Origin of the sequence: Microbacterium sp. bgisy207, assembly GCF_965345035.1 — a bacterium.
Taxonomy (GTDB): Bacteria; Actinomycetota; Actinomycetes; order Actinomycetales; family Microbacteriaceae; genus Microbacterium.
Window position 1 is genome coordinate 48339 of record NZ_CBDRMG010000006.1, and the last position, 19996, is coordinate 68334.

Consider the following 19996-nt stretch of genomic DNA (forward strand, 5'->3'; position numbering starts at 1 on the left):
CCGTCAGTCCTCGTCCTCGGCGCCAGTACGCGGCGTCACGTACGGGTCGGCGTCACCGGCGTAGGTCGCGGACGCGGCAAGGCCCGCGACCGCGCTGTCCCGCTCGCGTGCCTCACGCAGCAGCTCCTCGATGTGGCCGGCGTCTTCAGCGAGGCCGTCATGGATGAACTCCAGCGTGGGCGTCAGCCGAACGCCGAGCTTGCGCCCCACCTCGCTGCGCAGCATCCCGGTCGCGGCGCGCAGCGCCTCGGCGGTCGCGGTGCGCTCCTCCTCGCTGCCCAGGACGGTGTAGAACACCGATGCGTGCTGCAGGTCACCCGTCACTCTCACGTCGGTGATGGTGACAAAGCCCATCCTCGGATCGCGCAGACCCTTCTCGAGCCGCTCGGCCACGAGCACCTTGATGCGGTCGGCCAAGCGGGCCTGACGTTCCCCAGTCATCTCATCTCTCCTTGCGCTTGCAGGACCGCCGAGATTCAGGATGCCCCGACCCGAGGGGGGACATCCTGAATCACAGCGTCCAGCGGCTCTCAGCCGCGAGGCTTCTCGACGAGCTCGGTCGTCTCGATCTCGTCGCCGACCTGGATGTCGTTGAACTTGCCGAGGCCGATACCGCACTCGTAGTCGGTGCGCACTTCGGTGACATCATCCTTGAACCGACGGAGCGACTCGATCGCAAGGCCGTCGGCGATGACGACACCCTCGCGGATGACGCGCGCCTTGGCGTTGCGGGTGATCGTGCCGCTGCGGACGATACATCCGGCGATGTTGCCGAACTTCGAGGAGCGGAACACCTCGCGGATCTCCGCCACACCCGACTGCACTTCTTCGAACTCCGGCTTGAGAAGACCCTTCAGGGACTGCTCCACGTCGTCGATCGCGTTGTAGATGACCGAGTAGAACCGGATGTCGACACCCTCGCGGGCAGCCCTCTCGCGCGCCTTCGAGTCCGGTCGCACGTTGAACCCGAGGATGATCGCGTTGTCGATCGTCGCGAGGTTCACGTCGGACTCGGTGATCGCGCCGACACCGCGGTGGATGATGCGCAGCTGCACCGAGTCGTCGACCTCGATCTTGAGGAGTGACTCCTCCAGCGCCTCGACGGCACCGGACACGTCGCCCTTGATGATGAGGTTGAGCGACTCGACCTTGCCCTCTTCGAGCGCACGGGTGAAGTCCTCGAGCGAGATCCGCTTGCGCGCCTTGGCCAGCTGAGCGTTGCGCTCGGCAGCCTCACGCTTCTCGGCGATCTGGCGGGCCATCCGGTCCTCGTCGGTGACGATGAACACGTCGCCGGCGCGAGGCACGGAGTTCAGACCCTGCACCTGGACCGGACGTGAGGGCGCTGCCTCCTCGACGGGGTCACCGTTCTCGTCGACCATGGCGCGGACGCGTCCGTATGCGGTTCCCGCAACGATCGCGTCGCCCACACGCAGCGTTCCGGACTGGATGAGGACGGTCGCCACCGATCCGCGGCCCTTGTCGAGCTTGGCTTCGATCGCCACACCGCGGGCGTCCTTGTTGGGGTTCGCGCGCAGGTCGAGCCCGGCATCCGCCGTCAGGAGCACGGCGTCCAGCAGATCCTGGATGCCGGTGCCCTGACGCGCCGATACGTCGACGAACATGACGTCGCCGCCGTACTCCTCAGCGACCAGTCCGTACTCGGTCAGCTGCTGGCGGACCTTCGCGGGGTTGGCGTCGGGCTTGTCGACCTTGTTGACGGCGACGACGATGGGCACCCCAGCGGCCTGCGCGTGGTTGAGCGCCTCCACCGTCTGGGGCATGATGCCGTCGTCGGCGGCGACCACGAGGATCGCGAGGTCGGTCACCTGCGCACCACGGGCACGCATGGCGGTGAACGCCTCGTGACCGGGGGTGTCGATGAAGGTGATCGCACGCTCGATGCCCTCGTGCTCGGTCCACACCTGGTACGCACCGATGTGCTGGGTGATCCCGCCGGCTTCGCCCGCCACGACGTTGGTCTGACGGATGGCGTCCAGAAGCCGCGTCTTTCCGTGGTCGACGTGACCCATGACGGTCACGACCGGGGGACGGATCTCGAGGTCCTCGTCGTCTTCCTCGGCAAGCTCCTGCTCGAGGTTCAGGCCGAATCCTTCGAGCAGCTCCTTGTCCTCATCCTCAGGAGAGACCATCTGGATCTTGTAGCCGAGCTCTTCACCGAGCACCTCGAAGGTGGCTTCGTCCAGCGACTCGGTGGCCGTGGCCATCTCGCCGAGGTTGAAGAGGATCGTCACGAGGGTGCCGGGCTGCACGGTGTAGCCGCGGATCGCTTCGAGCTTGTCGGCGAAGTCCGAGATCGACGCGCCCCGGCGCAGGCGAATGATCTCGCCGTTGCCCTTCTGGACGTTGACGCCGCCGACCTGCGGGGCATCCCGCATCTCGAATTCTTGACGCTTTGCCCGACGCGACTTGCGCTGCTTGGACTTGCCGCCGCCCTTACCGAAGGCACCTGCGGTGCCTCCGCCGGGGCCACGACCGCGCCCGCCACCGCCGGGGCGGGCGGGGAATCCACCGCCGCCACCGGGTGCGCCGGGACGAGCAAAACCGCCGCCACCACCACCGGGACGACCGGGTCCGCCGGGACGCTGCTGGAACGGAGCGCCGGGACGACCGCCGCCGCCGGGACGACCAGCGCCACCGGGACGACCGGGCGCGCCGGGACGACCGGGTGCGCCGGGGCGCGGAGCCTGCGGCCTCGGGATGTTGGCGGGCGTCGGACGCTGGCCCATACCCTGCTGCGAGGCGAACGGATTGTTACCCGGACGCGGACCGGCAGGCCGCTGACCCATGCCCTGCTGCGAGGCGAACGGGTTGTTGCCCGGACGCGGCGCCCCACCGGGACGCGGAGCCTGCGGGGTCGGCGCGGCCGACCCGCCCGTCGATGCGGGACTCGCGGGGGTCGGCGAACTCGGCGGTGTGGGCGATGCCGGGGCCGGCGTCGCGGCGGGCTCGGCAGCAGCCGGAGCCTCGGGCTTCTCCGCCGGCTGCGGGGTCGGACGCGGCCCCGGGGTCGCGGAGGGCCGCGCGGGGGTCGAACGACCGGATGCCGCACCCGGACGCGGGGCAGGGCGGGCGCCGCTCTTGCTCGAGGGGGCCGGCGCGCCGCTGGCGGGCGCCCCCTGGGAGGCGTCAGCCGCCTGTCCTTCGAATGCCGCGCGGAGCTTCCGCGCGACGGGAGGCTCAATCGTCGAAGAAGGGCTCTTGACGAACTCGCCGAGCTCCTTCAGCTTCGCGAGAGCCACTTTGCTGTCGATGCCGAGTTCGGATGCGATCTCGTGCACGCGTGGTTTTGCCACAGTTCTCCTGTCTGGGGCCCACCCAGACAGGGCGGACCGCTAGTTGCGGACGGGTCTCATTTCGAGCCGTTCACTTCGTGTCCATTGCCATTCAGCCGTTTCTCGTTCAGCCGTTTCGTGAGCGCTTGCGAATCCAGGGGTCCGGGTGCGCGAAGCGCGCGTACAAAAGCTCGACGCTTCAGTGCCGCGTCGATGCATTCCCGCTTCGGATGCACCCACGCGCCCCGCCCCGGCGCCGACGCTCGCTCGTCCCAGACGAGCGAGGAATCGATGGCTACGACGCGAAGAAGCGCCGACCGGGCAGCACGCGTGCGGCAACCGACGCACGTTCGTACGGCTTCCATCCTACACCTGCCCCCTGCGGCCGGCCCACGCGGGACGCTGCCCGTCAGGACTCGTCGAGGATGCTGTCGGGCTGGATGTCGATCTTCGCGCCCGTGAGCTTCGCCGCCAGTCGCGCGTTCTGCCCCTCCTTGCCGATGGCGAGGGAGAGCTGGTAGTCGGGCACGAGGGCGCGCACCGCCTTGGTCTTCGCATCGAGCACGAAGCTGGAGGTGACCTTCGCCGGCGACAGCGCATTCCCCACGAAGGTCGCAAGATCCGGGCTGTAGTCGACGATGTCGATCTTCTCGCCGCCGAGCTCTTCGGTGACGGCGCGGACGCGCCGCCCCAATTCCCCGATGCACGCGCCCTTGGCATTGATGGACGGATCGTTCGCCTTCACCGCGATCTTGCTGCGATGCCCTGCTTCTCGCGCGAGCGAGACGATCTCGACCAGCCCCGCGGGGATTTCGGGAACCTCCAGGGCGAAGAGCTTGCGCACAAGCCCCGGATGGGTCCGCGAGACGGTGATCGACGGGCCCTTTGTCCCCTTCGAGACCGACGTCACGTACACACGCAGACGCGAGCCGTGCGCGTAGTCCTCGCCGGGTACCTGCTCCTCCGGGGGCAGGATCGCCTCCACGGTCCCCAGGTCGACATGCACCATCCGCGGGTTCGGCCCCTGCTGGACGACCCCCGCGACGATATCGCCCTCCTTCCCACGGAACTCCCCGAGCACAGCGTCATCGGCGATATCGCGCAGTCGCTGGCTGATCACCTGCTTGGCAGCGAACGCGGCGATGCGCCCGAAGTCCTCGGGAGTCGTCTCCTCCTCGCCGATGACGACGCCCTCATCGTCCAGAAGCGGCACGAAGATCGCAACGTGACCGGTCTTGCGGTCCAGTTGCGCACGCGCTCCCTCGGGAGCCTCCCCGCTGGGCGAGGTGTGCTTGGCATAGGCGGTCAGGATCGCCTGCTCGATGATGCGAACGAGTTCGTCGAACGGAATGTCCTTCTCCCGCTCGACCGTTCTGAGCAGCGTCAGATCGATATCCATCGTGACCTCCCTATTCAGCTCTACCCGTCGCGAGTCGCATCGCGCGGAATCATCCCACGCTACCCGATCGCCCGCGCGCGCGTCCCGTGGTGCTCGCCCATTCGATCCCGGAACCGACATACTGAACCCGTGGATGCCGTCAACGCCCTCATCGTCGAGTGGGGCGATCTGCTCTGGACCTGGGTGGTCCTGCCGATCGTCGTGGGACTGGGGCTGTACTTCACCGTCCGGTCCGGCGTCGTGCAGATCCGGCTCTTCCCCGAGATGTTCCGCACGCTCACCGACAAGACGCCTCGGACGGCGGATGGCGCACCCCAGTCCGTCTCCTCGTTCCAGGCCTTCACGATCTCCGCCGCCTCGCGCGTCGGTGTCGGCAACATCGCCGGCGTGGGCACGGCGATCGCGCTCGGCGGCCCAGGAGCGGTGTTCTGGATGTGGCTCATGGCCCTCGTCGGTGCGTCCTCGAGCTTCATCGAGTCCTCGCTCGCGCAGCTGTTCAAAGTGCGCGACGCGGAGGGGGGCTTTCGTGGCGGACCCGCCTACTACATGCAACGCGGGCTTCGCGCACGGTGGATGGGGGTCCTGTTCGCCATCATCCTTCTCATCTGCTTCCCGTTCGCTTTCTCGTCCTTGCAGGCCAACACGATCGCCGACACGGTGTCGTCGAGCTTCGGCGCTGACGCCACGTGGGCGGGGCCGGTCGCGGGCGTCGTGGTCGCTCTCTTGACCGCGCTCGTGGTGTTCGGCGGCATCCGTCGCATCGCCTCGGTCACCCAGACGCTCGTGCCGCTGATGGCCCTGGCCTACCTGCTGCTCGGGCTCGCCGTCGTGGCGATCCATATCGAGCAGCTGCCGGTGGTGTTCGCCGAGATCTTCACCCAGGCGTGGGGCCTGAACGAAGTGGTGGGCGCGACGTTCGGGTACATCGTGCTCACGGGAGTCCGCCGCGGCATGTTCTCGAACGAGGCCGGCCTCGGTTCGGCGCCGAACGCGGGGGCGAGCGCGGCCGTGACGCATCCGGTCAAGCAGGGGCTGGTGCAGTCCCTCGGCGTCTACTTCGACACGTTCCTGGTCTGCTCCATCACGGCGTTCATCATCCTGGTGTCCGTGCCCGATCTGGCCGGCGCTTCCCGAGGCATCGCCCTGACGCAGGGTGCGCTCGTCGCGACGCTGGGCGAGTGGTCGAACATCGCCTTGAGCATCATCATCTTCCTCCTGGCGTTCTCGTCGATCCTCGGCAGCTACTACTACGGCCAGTCCAACATCGAGTTCATCACCACCCGTCGCGGCATCCTGCCCGCCTACCGGGTCGCTGTCGTCCTCGCGGTCCTCGCGGGATCGTTGGCCTCGGCAGACCTGGTCTGGAGCTTCGCCGACGGGGTCATGGGGGTGATGGCGCTCATCAACCTGGTGGCCATCGCGCTCCTGTCGGGCATCGCCTTCCGGCTGCTGCGCGACTACACGCGCCAGCGACGAGAAGGACGTGATCCGGTGTTCACGCGAGATCTGCTCCCGGGAGTCTCGGGTATCGAGTGCTGGGAGGACGAGCTCACCGTCACCGGCCCGCTCGATATCGTCACGAAGAGGCGACAGTCGCAGAAACACCGCGATCACCTGCACGGGGCGCGGCCATGACGCGCGGACGGGTAGCGCTCACCCTTTCCGCGCTCGTCGTCTCGCTCGGTCTCACCCTGTCGGGCTGCTCGCTGATCGGCTTCCCGGACCTCGCCACGGTCGACCAGACCAGGGATATCGCCGGATTCGGCGAGCAGGCCGACGGTGAGATCTACACCGAGGAGGACGAAGATCTCGGCATCGTCGAGGTCTACACGGTCGAGCCCGACGCGTCGCTCTCCCCCACCGCGGACGAGACGACCGAGTCGGTGTGGGACATGTTCGTGAGGATCGTGACGCCCGAGGTCGCCGGCAGCGTCATCCGTGACTTCCGGGTGGGCGAGTCCGAATCGAGTGACACGCTGGCGTACGTCATCCAGACCGACGACCCCGCGCAGTGGACGCTCGTCGTGAACCTCGCGTACGCGTCGGACGAGGATCTCCTGCTCTCGACGCTGATCCACGAGTACGCGCACATCTTGAGCCTGTCGCCGGGACAGACCGATCCGGATTCCTGGAGCTGCGACACCCTCCAGCTGGATGAGGGGTGCGCAGAACCCGATTCCGCGCTCTGGGAGTTCGACCAGGAGTTCTGGGCCGGCTACGGCTCGGACGCGCCCGATCCGGGCAACGCGGATGCCGACGTTGCGTACGAGTTCTACCTTGCGCACGAGGACGATTTCGTCAGCGACTACGCGGCGACGAACGTCGTCGAGGACTTCGCCGAAAGCTTCATGACCTTCGTCCTCGAGCCGGAGCCAGACAGCGACACCATGGTCGCCCGGAAGCTCCTCTTCTTCTGGGATCGGCCGGAGTATCTCGCCATCCGTGATCACGTTCGGGCCGAGTTCGGTCTCTGAGGCCCGCCGCGGCGGGATAGGGGCACCCGCGGACGCTGTCAATCCCCTCGCGCCCCACCATCCGTCGTCGCACCCTGGGTGCCATGACGGAAGTGACAGGAACCGAAGCCCTCAGCCGCGCCCAGGAACTCGTCGAGGAGATCGACGTCGCGATGCTCACGACGCGCGACGAGAACGGCAACCTCGTGAGCCGGCCGATGAGCACGCGGCGGATGGACGGCACCGGAGACATCTGGTTCTTCACCGACGCGGACACCAAGAAGGTCGAGGAGGCCGAATCGGATGATGAGGTCGGTCTGTCGTACTGCGACCCGAAGGGCATGCGCTACGTCTCGGTCGCCGGCCGCGCCCGGATCGTCCACGACGACGCACTCATGCAGGAGTTGTACTCGCCCTCGCTCGAGGTGTGGTTCGAGGACGGTTTGGACACGCCGGGCATCACCCTGCTGCGCGTGACCCCGGTCGAGATCGAGTTCTGGGAGCCCGGTCAGAACCGGCTCGAGCAGGCCGCGGGAATGCTCAAGGCGTTCGTGACGCGCGACGCCCCGGACGACGACATCGTCCGACACGCGAAGATCACGTGCTGAACGGGACTCAGGCTGTGAGGCGGCCGATCGCCGCCTCGAACGTCAGCGTCTCGCGGTCCCCGCTGCGACGGTCCCAGAGTTCGACCTCGCCTGTCGCGGCGCCTCGGCCGACGATGAGGATGCGGGGCACGCCCACGAGCTCCGCATCGCCGAACTTGACCCCGGGCGACACCTTCGCACGGTCGTCGTAGAGCACGTCGAGCCCGGCGTCCTCGAGCCGCGCACACGCCTGCTCGGCAAGATCGAAAGCGACGGCATCCTTCCCCGTGGCGACGACGTGCACATCGAAGGGGGCGACGCTCGACGGCCAGATGAGCCCCTTGTCGTCGTTGTTGAGCTCAGCGATGATCGCGAGGATCCGTGTCACTCCGATTCCGTACGAACCCATCGTCACCGTCACGAGTTTGCCGTTCTCGTCGAGCACCTTCAGTCCCAAGGTCTCGGCGAAGAATCGTCCGAGCTGGAAGACGTGACCGATCTCCATGCCCCGCGCGAGCTCGACCGGGCCTGAGCCGTCAGGGGCCGGATCGCCCGGAGCGACGTCCGCGACCTCGACGAAGCCGTCCCCTGTGAAGTCGCGGCCCGCGACGAGCGAGTGCACGTGCTTCTGATCGATGTTGGCGCCGGTGATCCACGAGGTTCCGTCGACGACGCGGGGGTCGAGCAGATACCGGATGCCGGTTGCCGACTCCTCACCGAGCAGCGCACCCGTCGACGACCAGGGACCGATGTAACCCTTGACCAGCAGCGGGTGGGCCTCGAAGTCCTCGGGCGTGGCAGCCTCGACGGTCGCCGGCGCGAAGGCCACCTCCGCGCGCTTGTCATCGACGTCCCGGTCACCGGGAATACCGACGACGACGACCTCCCGGGACCCGTCGAGGTGGGTCAACGCCAGAACGACGTTCTTGAGCGTGTGGGCGGCGGTCCATGTCGTGGCGCCCTGCGTGGCAGGGCCGGCGATCCCGGGCACCGGGGCGTCGAGATGCGTGTTCGCGTGGTCGACGAGCGTGGCGATCGTGGGGGTGTCGGGAGAGTCGAAGATCACCGGCTCCGGCAGTCCATCGAACGGGATCGGCTCCGGGGCGAGCGTCGTGAAGGCTTCCACGTTGGCGGCGTAGCCGCCGGCGCTGCGGACGAAGGTGTCCTCGCCGACAGGAGTCGGATGCAGGAACTCCTCGCTGCGGGCCCCACCCATCAGACCGTTGTCGGCGTTGACGATGACGTATTCGAGTCCCAGCCGCTGGAAGATGCGCTCGTAGGCGTCCCGTTGAGCTTGATACGAGGCCTCGAGACCGGCATCCGTGTAGTCGAAGGAGTAGGCGTCCTTCATCGTGAACTCGCGCCCGCGCAGCAGGCCCGCCCGCGGCCGCGCCTCGTCTCGGTACTTGTCCTGGATCTGGTAGATCGTCAGCGGGAGGTCCTTGTACGAGGAGTACAGGTCCTTCACGAGGAGAGTGAACATCTCCTCGTGGGTCGGGGCCAGGAGATAGTCGGCACCCTTCCTGTCCTGCAAGCGGAAGATTCCGTCCCCATAGGACTCCCAGCGGCCCGAGGCCTCGTAGGGCTCCCGGGGCAGAAGCGCCGGAAAATGCACTTCGTAGGCACCCGCGGCCGCCATCTCGTCACGGATGATCTGCTCGATCTTCGCCTTCACGCGCAGGCCCAACGGCAGCCAGGCGAAGATGCCGGGCGCTTGCCGGCGGATGTAGCCGGCGCGGACGAGCAGCCGGTGGCTCGTGACCTCCGCGTCGGCGGGGTCCTCGCGAAGCGTGCGGAGGAAGAAGTGCGAAAGACGGGTGACCACGAGCGTCAAGTCTAGGCCGCGCCGCGGTGGGCGATCGGTCCCGGCGAGACCGATCGGCAGGGGAACTCAGGCATCCGCGGGCGCAAACGCCAGCAGATCGTCCGTCGCACCCTCGGGCTCACCCGCGCGCGCCCAGCGCAGCTGAGCCTCGCTGCGGTCAAGTCGTGTGCGCAGCTCGGACCACCCGGACGGCGACTCCCAACGCAGCCGAAGCCATCCGTCGTCCTCGAGTGCGGACTCGAAAGCCCCGTCGAAACCCGGGGCGGCTGCGCGGAACCGGCAGAGCGCGAGGAGCGCCGCGACGACGGGGCGCTCAAGTTCGCGGTCGAGTTCGGACGCGCTGTAGACGTGCCGGTTGATGTCGCGACCGACGCCGGTGCGCTCCAGCAGCGCCCGGTCGTTGTGACCGGCGAGCGCGCCGACGTAGTAGATCTGGTGGATCCCCGGCAGGAAGAGCTGGACGGCGCGTGCGGCAAGATAGGCGCGATCATCGCGGCCCATGGCGTCGTAGAACGTGCTGTTGACCTGATAGATGTCCAGGTTCGACGCTGCAGCTCCCGTCGCGGCTCTACTGTCCCCGCCGGTGGCGTCATGGATCGCATCGACCAGGGCATCCAGCTGTTGCGCATTCAGCAGGCCCGGCTCCCCCGTGGCCGGGTCGGGTCCGACATCCACGATGCCGATGCCGTCGTGGGTGTCGAGCACGGTGACGGCATTGACCGGTCGCTCGGCCACCCACCGCGCCAGCGGCGCATGATCGCCCGTCGCTGCCGCGAAGAGGACCAACGGTGGCAGGGCGAAGTCGTAGACACGGTCGACGCGAGCCGCGATCTCGATCTGTCGCCGGTAGAACGAGTGCACCTCGACGAGCACCTCCAGCCCGCGCGCGTGGGCGAGGGCGGTCAGCTCGTCGATGAAGGCGAACGTCTCGGGTGTCATGAATGACGAGGTCCCGGGCGTCTTCACCGCATACCCGACGGCATCGAGGCGGATCATCCGCACCCCCGCCTCCCGCAAGGTGTCCAGGATCGCGACGAGGTAGGCGGCGCCTTGCTCGCTGCGCACGTCGATGTCGACCTGGGCGGAGGTGAAGGTCGTCCACACGAGCCGCGTGCGCTCACCCCACACGTACGGGGGTGAACGGCAGGCCCGGGCGCGGCCGGTAGATCCGCAGGAGATCGGCTTCGGTCGCACCGTCGGGAAAGACCGCGCCCATCGTCAGGAACATCGACGCGTACGGCGACGCGTCCCCGCGCTCCATCACGTCACGGAATTGGGGCGAACGGGCCGAGACGTGGTTGACGATCACATCCACCATGACGTCGAGATCGCGTGAAAGGGCACGGACGTCCTCCCACGTCCCCAGCCGGGGATCGACCGTGGTGTGGTCGTCGGGATCGAAGCCGGCATCGGCTCCGTCGAAGGGCGTGAAGAAGGGGAGGATGTGCACCCCGCCGAAAGCGCCGCCGAACCGCTCCCGCACGAGTGCGCCCAACGCCGGAATCGTGCCGCCCAGGCGGTCGGCGTAGGCGATGAGCTGGATGGGGTGGGTCATGAGTCGCGCTCCGGATGCGGTCGCAGGTGTACGTCGAGGCGTATCCCGCTGCTAAATCGTTTGAGCTAATTTTACCGCGATGTCCACGCGCACGCCTGACACTCCCAGCGGGGCCAGTCGTCGATTTGACACCGTCGCTGCGGTGAAATGCAATATATTGCATGCCGGTCCCCTCCGACGTGGGCGCCCACCGCCCCCTCCTCCGCGAAGAGGTGGAGGCGCGCCTGCGTGCCGCGATCGTCGATGGGACGCTCGAGCCCGGAGAGCAGGTGCGGGATGTCGACATCGCCCAATGGCTGGGCGTGAGCCGCACCCCCGTGCGCGAGGCTCTTCTCGAACTGGCTCGCGCCGGACTGGTGCATACACTGCCGGGGCGTGCCACGATCGTGTCACCCATCGAGCCGCGTGCCGTATGCGCGGCTCGCGACGTCGTGGCGGCGATGCACCGACTCGCCGCGCTGGCCGCCGTCCCCCGACTCAGTGAGGATGACATCGCCCGCATGAGGGCGGCGAACCGGCTGTTCACCTCCGCGCACCGCTCGGGCGACATCGATGGCGCGATCGCGGCGGATGAGCTCTTTCACGCGGTCCTCATCGACGTCGCCGACAATGACGCGGTGCGCACCGTCCTCCACCTCTACCAGCCCGTTCTGCTCCGAGCTGAACGGGCACGGTTCTCGTCGGAACGCGCCGAGCTGTCGACGCTTCGACACGGCCAGCTGATCGAGAGGTGCGTTCAGGCTGACGCCCTCGGCGCAGCCGCGATCGCAGAGGAAATCTGGACCGACCTCATCACCGACATCGAAACGAGGACCCCCACCGATGAAGCTTCATGAGTTCCCTCGCTACCCCTTGACGTTCGGACCGAGCCCCGTCCACCACCTCGCGCGACTGAGCGCCCACCTCGGGGGCGCTCAGATCTGGGCCAAGCGCGAGGACGTGTCCAGCGGACTGGCCTATGGCGGGAACAAGGTCCGAAAGCTCGAGTACATCGTGCCGGATGTCCTCGCCTCCGGCGCCGACACCCTGGTCTCGATCGGCGGGTACCAGTCCAATCACACGCGTCAAGTCGCTGCCGTCGCCGCGCACCTGGGCCTGCGAGCGCGACTGGTGCAGGAGAAGTGGGTTCCCTGGGACGATCCCATGAACGACAAGGTCGGCAACATCCTGCTCTCGCGAATGATGGGCGCCGACTCCCGCCTCGATGACGCAGGGTTCGACATCGGCATCCGGGATTCTTGGAAGTCGGCGCTCCAGGAGGTCGAGGATAGCGGCGGCACTCCGTACCCCATCCCCGCCGGGGCATCCGAGCACCCGCTGGGCGGACTGGGCTTTGCCAACTGGGCGTTCGAAGTCGCTGAGCAGGAGAAGCAGCTCGGCGTCTTCTTCGACACGATCGTCGTGTGCACGGTGACCGGGTCGACCCACGCCGGCATGATCGCCGGTTTCGCTGCGCTCGAGGACCTCACCGGGGTACGGCGCCGCGTCATCGGCATCGACGCGTCAGCGACCATCGAGAAGACCCGCGACCAGGTCGCCCGGATCGCCCGCAACACCGCGGACCTCATCGAGCTCGGTCGCGACCTCCGCGACGACGAAATCCAGGTCCTCGAGGGTTGGGCGGGTGATCTCTATGGCATCCCGGTCGAATCGACAATGACCGCGATGGCGCTCGGCGCCCAACTCGAAGCGATGATCACCGACCCGGTGTACGAGGGAAAGTCTCTGGCCGGACTGATCGACCTCGTGCGGGACCGCGAGATTCCCCAGGACTCGACGGTGCTCTACGCCCACCTCGGCGGCCAGCCTGCGCTGAACGCCTACTGGCGCCTATGGGACTGATCCCGTCCTGCGCAATGGGATAGCGTCGCGCGGGGGTCGTATGGCAGGTTAGGCAGACGACCGGACGGCTCACCTATCGCTATCCGGAGCCACGGGAGGAATGCATGACCGCCGCGGAGCCGACCACCAACACGGTTTCCATCCCGATCCTGACGCAGGAGCCGTTCCCCGACACTCCCGGCAGCGCCGAGCCGGAATGGTTCAAGACCGCGGTGTTCTACGAGGTTCTCGTCCGATCCTTCAAAGACAGCGACGGGGATGGCACAGGCGACTTTCGGGGCCTGATCGACAAGCTCGACTACCTGCAGTGGCTCGGGGTCGACTGCTTGTGGTTGCCGCCATTCTTCCCCTCGCCCTTGCGCGACGGCGGGTACGACGTCGCCGACTACACCGGCATACAGCCGGGACTGGGGACCATCGAGGACTTCCAGGAGTTCCTCGATGCCGCCCACGAGCGGGGTATGCGCGTCATCATCGACTTCGTCATGAACCACACCAGCGACGAGCATCCGTGGTTCCAGGAGAGTCGGCGCGATCCGGATGGCGAGTACGGCGACTTCTACGTGTGGAGCGACACCGACGAGCTGTACGAGGACGCCCGGATCATCTTCGTCGACACCGAACCGAGCAACTGGACCTGGGACCCCGTGCGCCAGCAGTACTTCTGGCACCGATTCTTCTCGCACCAGCCCGATCTGAACTTCGACAACCCGCGGGTGCACGACGCCGTCCTGGACGCGATGCGATTCTGGCTCGACATGGGCCTCGACGGCTTTCGCCTCGACGCCGTGCCCTACCTGTACGAACGCCCCGGGACCAACGGCGAAAACCTGCCCGAGACGCACGAGTTCCTCAAGAAGGTGCGCCGCATCGTGGACCGCGAATACCCCGGTCGCGTGCTGCTGGCAGAAGCCAACCAGTGGCCTGCCGACGTCGTCGACTACTTCGGCGATCCCGACGTCGGCGGCGACGAATGCCACATGTGCTTCCACTTTCCGGTCATGCCGCGCATCTTCATGGCCGTACGCCGCGAATCGCGGTACCCGATCAGCGACATCCTCGCGGAGACTCCGCCCATCCCCTCTGGATGTCAGTGGGGCATCTTCCTGCGAAACCACGACGAGCTGACCCTCGAGATGGTCACCGACGAAGACCGCGACTACATGTGGAACGAGTACGCGCAGGATCCGCGCATGAAGGCCAACATCGGCATCCGGCGCCGCCTGGCCCCGCTGCTCGATAACGACCTCGACCGCATCGAACTGTTCACCGCCCTGCTGCTCTCGCTGCCCGGCGCACCCGTGCTGTACTACGGCGACGAGATCGGGATGGGCGACAACATCTGGCTCGGTGACCGCGACGGTGTGCGCACGCCCATGCAGTGGACCTCGGACCGCAACGCCGGATTCTCGAGCGCCAATCCCGGCAAGCTCGCGCTACCGATCGTGCAGGATCCGGTGCACGGGTATCTCGCGGTGAACGTCGAGGCCCAGCAGGAGAACCGGTCGTCGCTGCTGCAGTGGACGCGGCAGATGATCCAGGCCCGCAAACGCCACCCCGCGTTCGGGCTCGGCAGCTTCAACGACCTCGGGGGCTCGAACCCGTCGGTGCTGTCCTACTCGCGAGAACACACCAACGACGATGGCACGGTGGATGTCATCATCTGCGTCAACAACCTGTCGCAGTTTCCGCAGCCGGTCGAACTGGATCTGCGCCGCTTCGAGGGCCTCGTGCCCGTCGAGCTCGTCGGCGGCGTGCCCTTCCCCCGGATCGGAGAACTGCCGTACCTGCTCACGCTCGGCGGCCACGGCTTCTTCTGGTTCCAACTACATGCACCGGCCGACGACGCAGAGGAGGTAGGGCTGCTGTGACCGCTGTCGACAACGCTCTCCTGGAGAACTACCTGGTACGGACCCGGTGGTTCGGCGGCAAGGGCCGGCCGTTCGAGGTCGAACACGTCCGCACCATCGCCGAAGTGGCCCCCCACAACGGCAGACCCTACCTCGCGCTCTACCTTGTCACCGTCGCCTACCGCGACGACGACGCGGGGATCGAGCTGTACCAGGTGCCCCTCAGCGGGTATGAGGACATGGAGGAGCGGCTGAGCCACGCCTACGTCGGCACGCTCGACGCCGAGGGCACCCCCATCCATCTCTATGACGCCATACACGACCGCGAAGCCATGCAGCTGTGGCTCGACGGGTTCATCGCGGCCGAGGGCACCGGCACCGCACACGTCGACCGGATGCGATTCCGCCGAGTGACCGACGCAGACCCACTCGACGCGTCACTCGTCTCCTCCCCCATGACCGGCGAGCAGTCGAACTCGTCGGCGAGGTTCGACGACACCGCGATCATGAAGCTGTTCCGTAAGGTGAGCCCCGGGATCAATCCCGACATCGAGATCCACGAAGAGCTCACGCGAGGGGGCTCGCAGCATATCGCGCAGCTGTACGGCTGGGTCGAAGTGGATGTCGACGGCGAGCTCCTGCAGACAGCGATGCTGCAGGAGTTCCTGGCGACGGCCACCGACGGCTTCGAGCTCGCGGTCGCCAGCGTGCGCACCCTCCTCGCCGACCCGGAGCAGCGGGTCGAAGACTCCGGCGGAGATTTCGCCGGCGAGGCAGCCCGGCTGGGTGAAGCCCTCGCCGATGTCCACGCCCTCCTGCGCGACCGTTTTCCCGCCAGCCGCCGTGGAGCCGACGCGACAGCCGAGCTCGCGCGGGCGATGCGGGAGCGACTCGACCATGCGCGGCGCTTCGTGCCCGACCTCGAGAGGGTTGTGCCGCACCTGCACCACCTGTATGCCGCGGTCGCGCAACTCCGCGGGCTCGACGTTCAGCGTGTCCACGGTGACCTTCACCTCGGGCAGACGCTGCGCACGTCGCACGGCTGGCGCATCGTGGACTTCGAGGGTGAGCCGGGCAGACCGTTCCGCGAGCGATCGTTGCCCGATTCGCCGTGGCGAGACGTCGCGGGGATGCTGCGCTCCTTCGACTACGCCGCGGCCATCATCGACATGTCGTCCGGGACGGATGCCGATGACGACGACGGGCGAGCACTGCGCACTGCGCGCGCCCGGGAGTGGTCGGCCCGCGCTCGGGAACACTTCGTGGCCGCGTATGTCGCCGCGGTCCGCGGCGCGAGCGGCGAGTCGGAAGCCCCGGCCGGCGAGGCGACGCGGGCCCACCGCGTGCTCCTGGACGCCTACGTCGCCGACAAGGCTGTCTACGAAGTCATGTACGAGACACGCAATCGTCCGTCATGGGTGTCGATCCCCCTCGAAGCCCTGGAACGGGTCACCGAGACCTGAGCGATCCCGCAGCACGGAAGCCCACCGGGGGAGGCACACCGCCGCGACCGCGCCCCGGCACGGTTCCCTCGCCCGGTCCCCATTCATCGGGTGCCGGTTCGCCGCGCCCTAGCTCGTCACGACCTGCGCGGTGCCCAGCGGCGCATCCGGTCCCATCTCATCGGCGAGACGGTTGGCCTCCTCGATGAGGGTCGCGACGATCTCTGATTCGGGAACGGTCTTGATGACCTCACCCTTGACGAAGATCTGCCCCTTGCCATTGCCCGACGCCACGCCGAGGTCGGCATCCCGCGCTTCGCCGGGTCCGTTCACGACGCAGCCCATCACCGCCACCCGCAGCGGGACGGTCATGTCCTTGAGCCCCTCAGTGACGTTGTCGGCGAGCGAGTACACGTCGACCTGGGCCCGGCCGCACGACGGGCACGAGACGATCTCGAGCTTGCGCTCCCGAAGATTCAGTGACTGCAGGATCTGGTGACCGACCTTGACTTCCTCGGCGGGCGGGGCCGAGAGCGACACGCGGATGGTGTCTCCGATCCCCTCGCCGAGAAGGATTCCGAACGCCGTGGCCGACTTGATCGTGCCCTGGAAGGCCGGACCGGCCTCGGTCACACCGAGGTGCAGAGGCCAGTCGCCCCGCTCGGCCAGCAGCCGGTAGGCCTTCACCATGACGACGGGATCATTGTGCTTGACCGAGATCTTGAAGTCGTGGAAGTCGTGCTCCTCGAACAGTGACGCCTCCCACACCGCGCTCTCCACGAGCGCTTCCGGGGTGGCCTTACCGTACTTCTCCAGAAGACGTCTATCGAGCGACCCGGCGTTCACGCCGATCCGCAGTGACACGCCGGCGGCCTGCGCGGCCTTCGCGATCGCGCCGACCTGGTCGTCGAACTTGCGGATGTTTCCGGGGTTCACGCGCACCGCGGCGCACCCGGCGTCGATGGCCTGGAAGACGTACTTGGGTTGGAAGTGAATGTCGGCGATGACCGGAATCTGACTCTTCGCGGCGATGATGTGCAGCACGTCAGCGTCGTCCTGGGAGGGAACGGCGACGCGCACGATCTCACACCCGGACGCCGTCAACTCGGCGATCTGCTGCAGGGTCGCGTTGATGTTGGTCGTCGGAGTCGTCGTCATCGACTGAACGCTGACGGGAGCGTCACCGCCGACGAGGACCTTGCCCACCTTGATCTGGCGGCTCTTGCGGCGCGGAGCGAGGGTTTCGGGGACCTTCGGCATTCCGATGTTCACAGCTGGCACGGGACCAGCCTACGCATTCCGGCTGAGTGGCAGGCCGACCTCCCCAGATGCATCACGCCTACTGCAGTCGGCGCATCTCGTCCTGGATCTTGCTCTCGGTGAGCGCGCCGCGGGTAGGTCCGTAGGCGTTGAACGCGGAGAAGGCGACACCGATCGCGATCCCCGCGATCGGCCAGGCGGGCCAGAAGTAGCCCATGCCCGTGAGCGCCCAGATGAGAACGAAGAAGATCGAGAGCACCACCCACGTCGCCAGCGTGTACCAGAACCCCTGCTTCGCGCGAAGACTTGCGACCGCGCGTTGGCGGAGCTCGTCGGAACCACTCGTACCCTGCGGATCAGTCATGTCTCGAATGTATTGCGAGTGCGTGCCGTAGCGCCAGAGTCTCGGTCCGACCCGCTGCCGCTGTGGTAGTTTCGGCGCATGTTCGCGAGCACCGCTTGGTGGCCCACCGCTTGAGGCGGTGTGCTCGCGTTGACGCAGAGACCGCCCCGGGGCGGTCTTCTTTGTGAGGGTGGCCGCCCCACGACGAAAGACCGACCATGACCGGGACCCCCCTTCCCCCGCTCGCCGGGCTCGCCCACAGCGACATCCCGTTCGCGATCCTCGCCCGTGACGCCGACACCGTGGAGTTGCTCACCGGCGAGATCGTCGACGTCGATCTGCTTCGCGACATCCCGCTGCTGGGCGTCGACGGCACGCCACGGGAAGTCCTTGCCCTCGTGCCGTTCCGCCAGGTGCGCGAACGGGGCTTCGACTGCCTGGACGACGACGCACCCCTTCGGTGCCTCGTGATCACGCAGCGCGCGACGTACCTCCGGAGCGAGGCACTGGCGGTGCTTCCGCACGATGACATCCCCTTGCGCGCCGCGGGGTTCGACATCGATGACGAATCGTATGCCGACATCGTCCGCCGCGTGATCGCCGATGAGATCGGTCGCGGCGAAGGGGCGAACTTCGTCATCCGTCGCGACTTCACGGCCGAGGTCGACGCCGACCCGCGCGTGGCAGCGCTCGCCTGGTTCCGCGCCCTCCTCGAGCACGAACGCGGGGCGTACTGGACGTTCGCGGTCGTGACCGACGGTCACGTCGCGGTGGGAGCCAGTCCCGAGGCCCACGTCAGCGCGGAAGCGGGCGTGGTGACCATGAACCCGATCTCGGGGACGTTCCGCCACCCCGCGGAGGGTGCCACCGTCGAGAACCTCAGCGAGTTCCTGCGCTCCACGAAGGAGACCGAGGAGCTGTTCATGGTCGTCGACGAAGAGCTCAAGATGATGAGCGCCGTGTGCACGGACGGTGGACGGATCACCGGTCCGCACCTCAAGGAGATGTCCCGACTCACCCACACCGAGTACATGCTGCGCGGGTCCAGTCGCCTCGACCCGCGTGACATCCTGCGGGAGACGATGTTCGCGCCGACCGTCACCGGTTCGCCCATGCAGAACGCGTGCACGGTGATCACACGCCACGAGAAGACGCCGCGCGGGTACTACTCCGGCGTCGCCGCACTGTTCACGCCGCGGACGGATGCCGGCCCCGGCGAGGTCACCCACGACCTCGACGCGCCGATCCTCATCCGGACTGCCTATCTTGAGGACGGCCGCCTTCGGGTGCCCGTCGGTGCGACCCTCGTTCGCCACTCCGATCCCTACGGCGAGGTCAGCGAGACGCACGGGAAGGCGGCCGGTGTGCTCGGGGCGATCGGGGCGATCCCCCGCGCGGCGGTGCCCGTCGACGAAGATGCACCGGCCGGCGCTCCCCGACGCTTGGCCGACGATCCGACGATCGCAGCGTTGCTCGAGTCCCGCAACGCGCGGCTCGCGCCCTTCTGGTTGAACCCGCAGGCGCCGGCGGATTCCGGACCGTTCGCCGGTCATCGCGCACTCGTGGTGGACGCTGAGGACCGCTTCACCACGATGCTCGCGCACCAGCTGAGCCATCTGGGCCTGGACGTCTCGATCGTTCCCTGGGATGCCGTCAGCGACGACGAGGTGGACTCGGCGGAGCTGCTGGTGTCGGGCCCCGGCCCCGGCGACCCGCTCGATCCTGCCTCACCGCGGATGGCGCGGTTGCGCGAGATCATCACGCGGCGGCGGATGTCATCGCTGCCGCTGTTGACAGTGTGCCTGAGCCACCAGATCCTGGCGAGCGAACTCGGTATGGGTCTCGCGCCCCTCGCCCAGCCGCACCAGGGGATGCAGCTGACCGTCGACGTCTTCGGGCACCCCGCATCGATCGGCTTCTACAACACGTTCACTGCCCGGGTCGAACCGGGCCACACGCCCAGCGGCGTGGAGATCTCCGCCGATGCGACGACCGGCGACGTCTACGCTCTCCGAGGTGCGGGATTTGCCTCCGTGCAGGGGCATCTGGAGTCGATTCTCTCGCGCGACGGCATGTCGACCCTGGAGCAGCTGATCGCCTGGGCGCTGAGCACCCAGAGCGCCTGACCTCCGGGACCGGTCAAT

The 19996-nt window shown here is 67.5% G+C and carries 17 protein-coding genes; 8 read left to right on the top strand and 9 right to left on the bottom strand.

The window, feature by feature from the left end; genetic code table 11:
* Positions 1 to 3 precede the first annotated feature (3 nt).
* The 4 genes from rbfA to nusA all read right to left on the bottom strand — a co-directional run bounded on the left by rbfA (position 4) and on the right by nusA (position 4695).
* Complete coding sequence (rbfA, locus tag ACSGC5_RS07090; protein ID WP_434969949.1) at positions 4 to 441, bottom strand: 30S ribosome-binding factor RbfA; 438 nt, start codon at positions 439 to 441, stop codon at positions 4 to 6.
* A gap of 89 nt (positions 442 to 530) precedes the next feature.
* A complete protein-coding gene (gene infB / locus ACSGC5_RS07095) occupies positions 531 to 3317 on the bottom strand; it encodes a translation initiation factor IF-2 (protein WP_434969950.1) in 2787 nt (928 codons plus the stop codon).
* 56 nt (positions 3318 to 3373) lie between these two features.
* Entirely contained in the window at positions 3374 to 3661 is a 288-nt protein-coding gene (locus ACSGC5_RS07100) for a YlxR family protein (RefSeq protein ID WP_434969951.1), read from the bottom strand.
* Positions 3662 to 3705: 44 nt separating this feature from the next.
* Positions 3706 to 4695, bottom strand: coding sequence for a transcription termination factor NusA (gene nusA / locus ACSGC5_RS07105; protein ID WP_434969952.1), 990 nt, complete (start codon positions 4693 to 4695; stop codon positions 3706 to 3708).
* A gap of 129 nt (positions 4696 to 4824) precedes the next feature.
* On the opposite strand from nusA, the gene ACSGC5_RS07110 reads away from it, so the two are divergent.
* The 3 genes from ACSGC5_RS07110 to ACSGC5_RS07120 all read left to right on the top strand — a co-directional run bounded on the left by ACSGC5_RS07110 (position 4825) and on the right by ACSGC5_RS07120 (position 7756).
* Entirely contained in the window at positions 4825 to 6330 is a 1506-nt protein-coding gene (locus ACSGC5_RS07110) for an alanine/glycine:cation symporter family protein (RefSeq protein ID WP_434969953.1), read from the top strand.
* Positions 6327 to 7169, top strand: coding sequence for an NADH:ubiquinone oxidoreductase subunit 4 (chain M) (locus ACSGC5_RS07115; protein ID WP_434969954.1), 843 nt, complete (start codon positions 6327 to 6329; stop codon positions 7167 to 7169). Before ACSGC5_RS07110 ends, ACSGC5_RS07115 begins: the two co-directional genes overlap by 4 nt.
* Before the next feature lie 83 nt (positions 7170 to 7252).
* On the top strand, positions 7253 to 7756 hold the full coding sequence (locus ACSGC5_RS07120) for a pyridoxamine 5'-phosphate oxidase family protein (protein ID WP_434969955.1): 504 nt from the start codon (positions 7253 to 7255) through the stop codon (positions 7754 to 7756).
* Between the two features lie 7 nt (positions 7757 to 7763).
* On the opposite strand, the gene ACSGC5_RS07125 is transcribed toward ACSGC5_RS07120, so the two are convergent.
* The 3 genes from ACSGC5_RS07125 to ACSGC5_RS07135 all read right to left on the bottom strand — a co-directional run bounded on the left by ACSGC5_RS07125 (position 7764) and on the right by ACSGC5_RS07135 (position 11115).
* A complete protein-coding gene (locus tag ACSGC5_RS07125; protein WP_434969956.1) occupies positions 7764 to 9560 on the bottom strand; it encodes a proline--tRNA ligase in 1797 nt (598 codons plus the stop codon).
* Positions 9561 to 9626: 66 nt separating this feature from the next.
* Positions 9627 to 10688 carry a hypothetical protein gene (locus ACSGC5_RS07130; RefSeq protein ID WP_434969957.1) on the bottom strand — a complete coding sequence of 354 codons (1062 nt, stop codon included), beginning with the start codon at positions 10686 to 10688 and terminating at the stop codon, positions 9627 to 9629.
* Positions 10678 to 11115 (bottom strand): alpha-amylase family glycosyl hydrolase, encoded by a 438-nt coding sequence (locus tag ACSGC5_RS07135; RefSeq protein ID WP_434969958.1) that lies wholly within the window; start codon positions 11113 to 11115, stop codon positions 10678 to 10680. Before ACSGC5_RS07135 ends, ACSGC5_RS07130 begins: the two co-directional genes overlap by 11 nt.
* A gap of 161 nt (positions 11116 to 11276) precedes the next feature.
* Between ACSGC5_RS07135 and ACSGC5_RS07140 the strand changes: the two genes are divergently transcribed.
* The 4 genes from ACSGC5_RS07140 to ACSGC5_RS07155 all read left to right on the top strand — a co-directional run bounded on the left by ACSGC5_RS07140 (position 11277) and on the right by ACSGC5_RS07155 (position 16270).
* Positions 11277 to 11951 carry a GntR family transcriptional regulator gene (locus ACSGC5_RS07140; protein WP_434969959.1) on the top strand — a complete coding sequence of 225 codons (675 nt, stop codon included), beginning with the start codon at positions 11277 to 11279 and terminating at the stop codon, positions 11949 to 11951.
* Positions 11938 to 12957 (top strand): 1-aminocyclopropane-1-carboxylate deaminase, encoded by a 1020-nt coding sequence (locus ACSGC5_RS07145; protein WP_434969960.1) that lies wholly within the window; start codon positions 11938 to 11940, stop codon positions 12955 to 12957. Before ACSGC5_RS07140 ends, ACSGC5_RS07145 begins: the two co-directional genes overlap by 14 nt.
* Positions 12958 to 13061: 104 nt before the next feature.
* The gene (treS, locus tag ACSGC5_RS07150) at positions 13062 to 14828 is read left to right on the top strand and encodes a maltose alpha-D-glucosyltransferase (protein WP_434969961.1); all 1767 of its coding nucleotides are present in this window, start codon (positions 13062 to 13064) and stop codon (positions 14826 to 14828) included.
* Positions 14825 to 16270 (top strand): maltokinase N-terminal cap-like domain-containing protein, encoded by a 1446-nt coding sequence (locus tag ACSGC5_RS07155; RefSeq protein WP_434969962.1) that lies wholly within the window; start codon positions 14825 to 14827, stop codon positions 16268 to 16270. The genes treS and ACSGC5_RS07155 overlap by 4 nt, the downstream gene beginning before the upstream one ends.
* A 108-nt stretch (positions 16271 to 16378) precedes the next feature.
* Here ACSGC5_RS07155 and ispG read toward each other — a convergent pair whose 3' ends face one another.
* A complete protein-coding gene (gene ispG / locus ACSGC5_RS07160) occupies positions 16379 to 17509 on the bottom strand; it encodes a flavodoxin-dependent (E)-4-hydroxy-3-methylbut-2-enyl-diphosphate synthase (RefSeq protein WP_434970091.1) in 1131 nt (376 codons plus the stop codon).
* A 79-nt stretch (positions 17510 to 17588) separates the two neighbouring features.
* A complete protein-coding gene (locus ACSGC5_RS07165) occupies positions 17589 to 17873 on the bottom strand; it encodes a 2TM domain-containing protein (RefSeq protein WP_434969963.1) in 285 nt (94 codons plus the stop codon).
* A gap of 197 nt (positions 17874 to 18070) precedes the next feature.
* Between ACSGC5_RS07165 and ACSGC5_RS07170 the strand changes: the two genes are divergently transcribed.
* Positions 18071 to 19978 carry a chorismate-binding protein gene (locus ACSGC5_RS07170; protein WP_434969964.1) on the top strand — a complete coding sequence of 636 codons (1908 nt, stop codon included), beginning with the start codon at positions 18071 to 18073 and terminating at the stop codon, positions 19976 to 19978.
* The last annotated feature ends 18 nt before the right edge of the window (positions 19979 to 19996 follow it).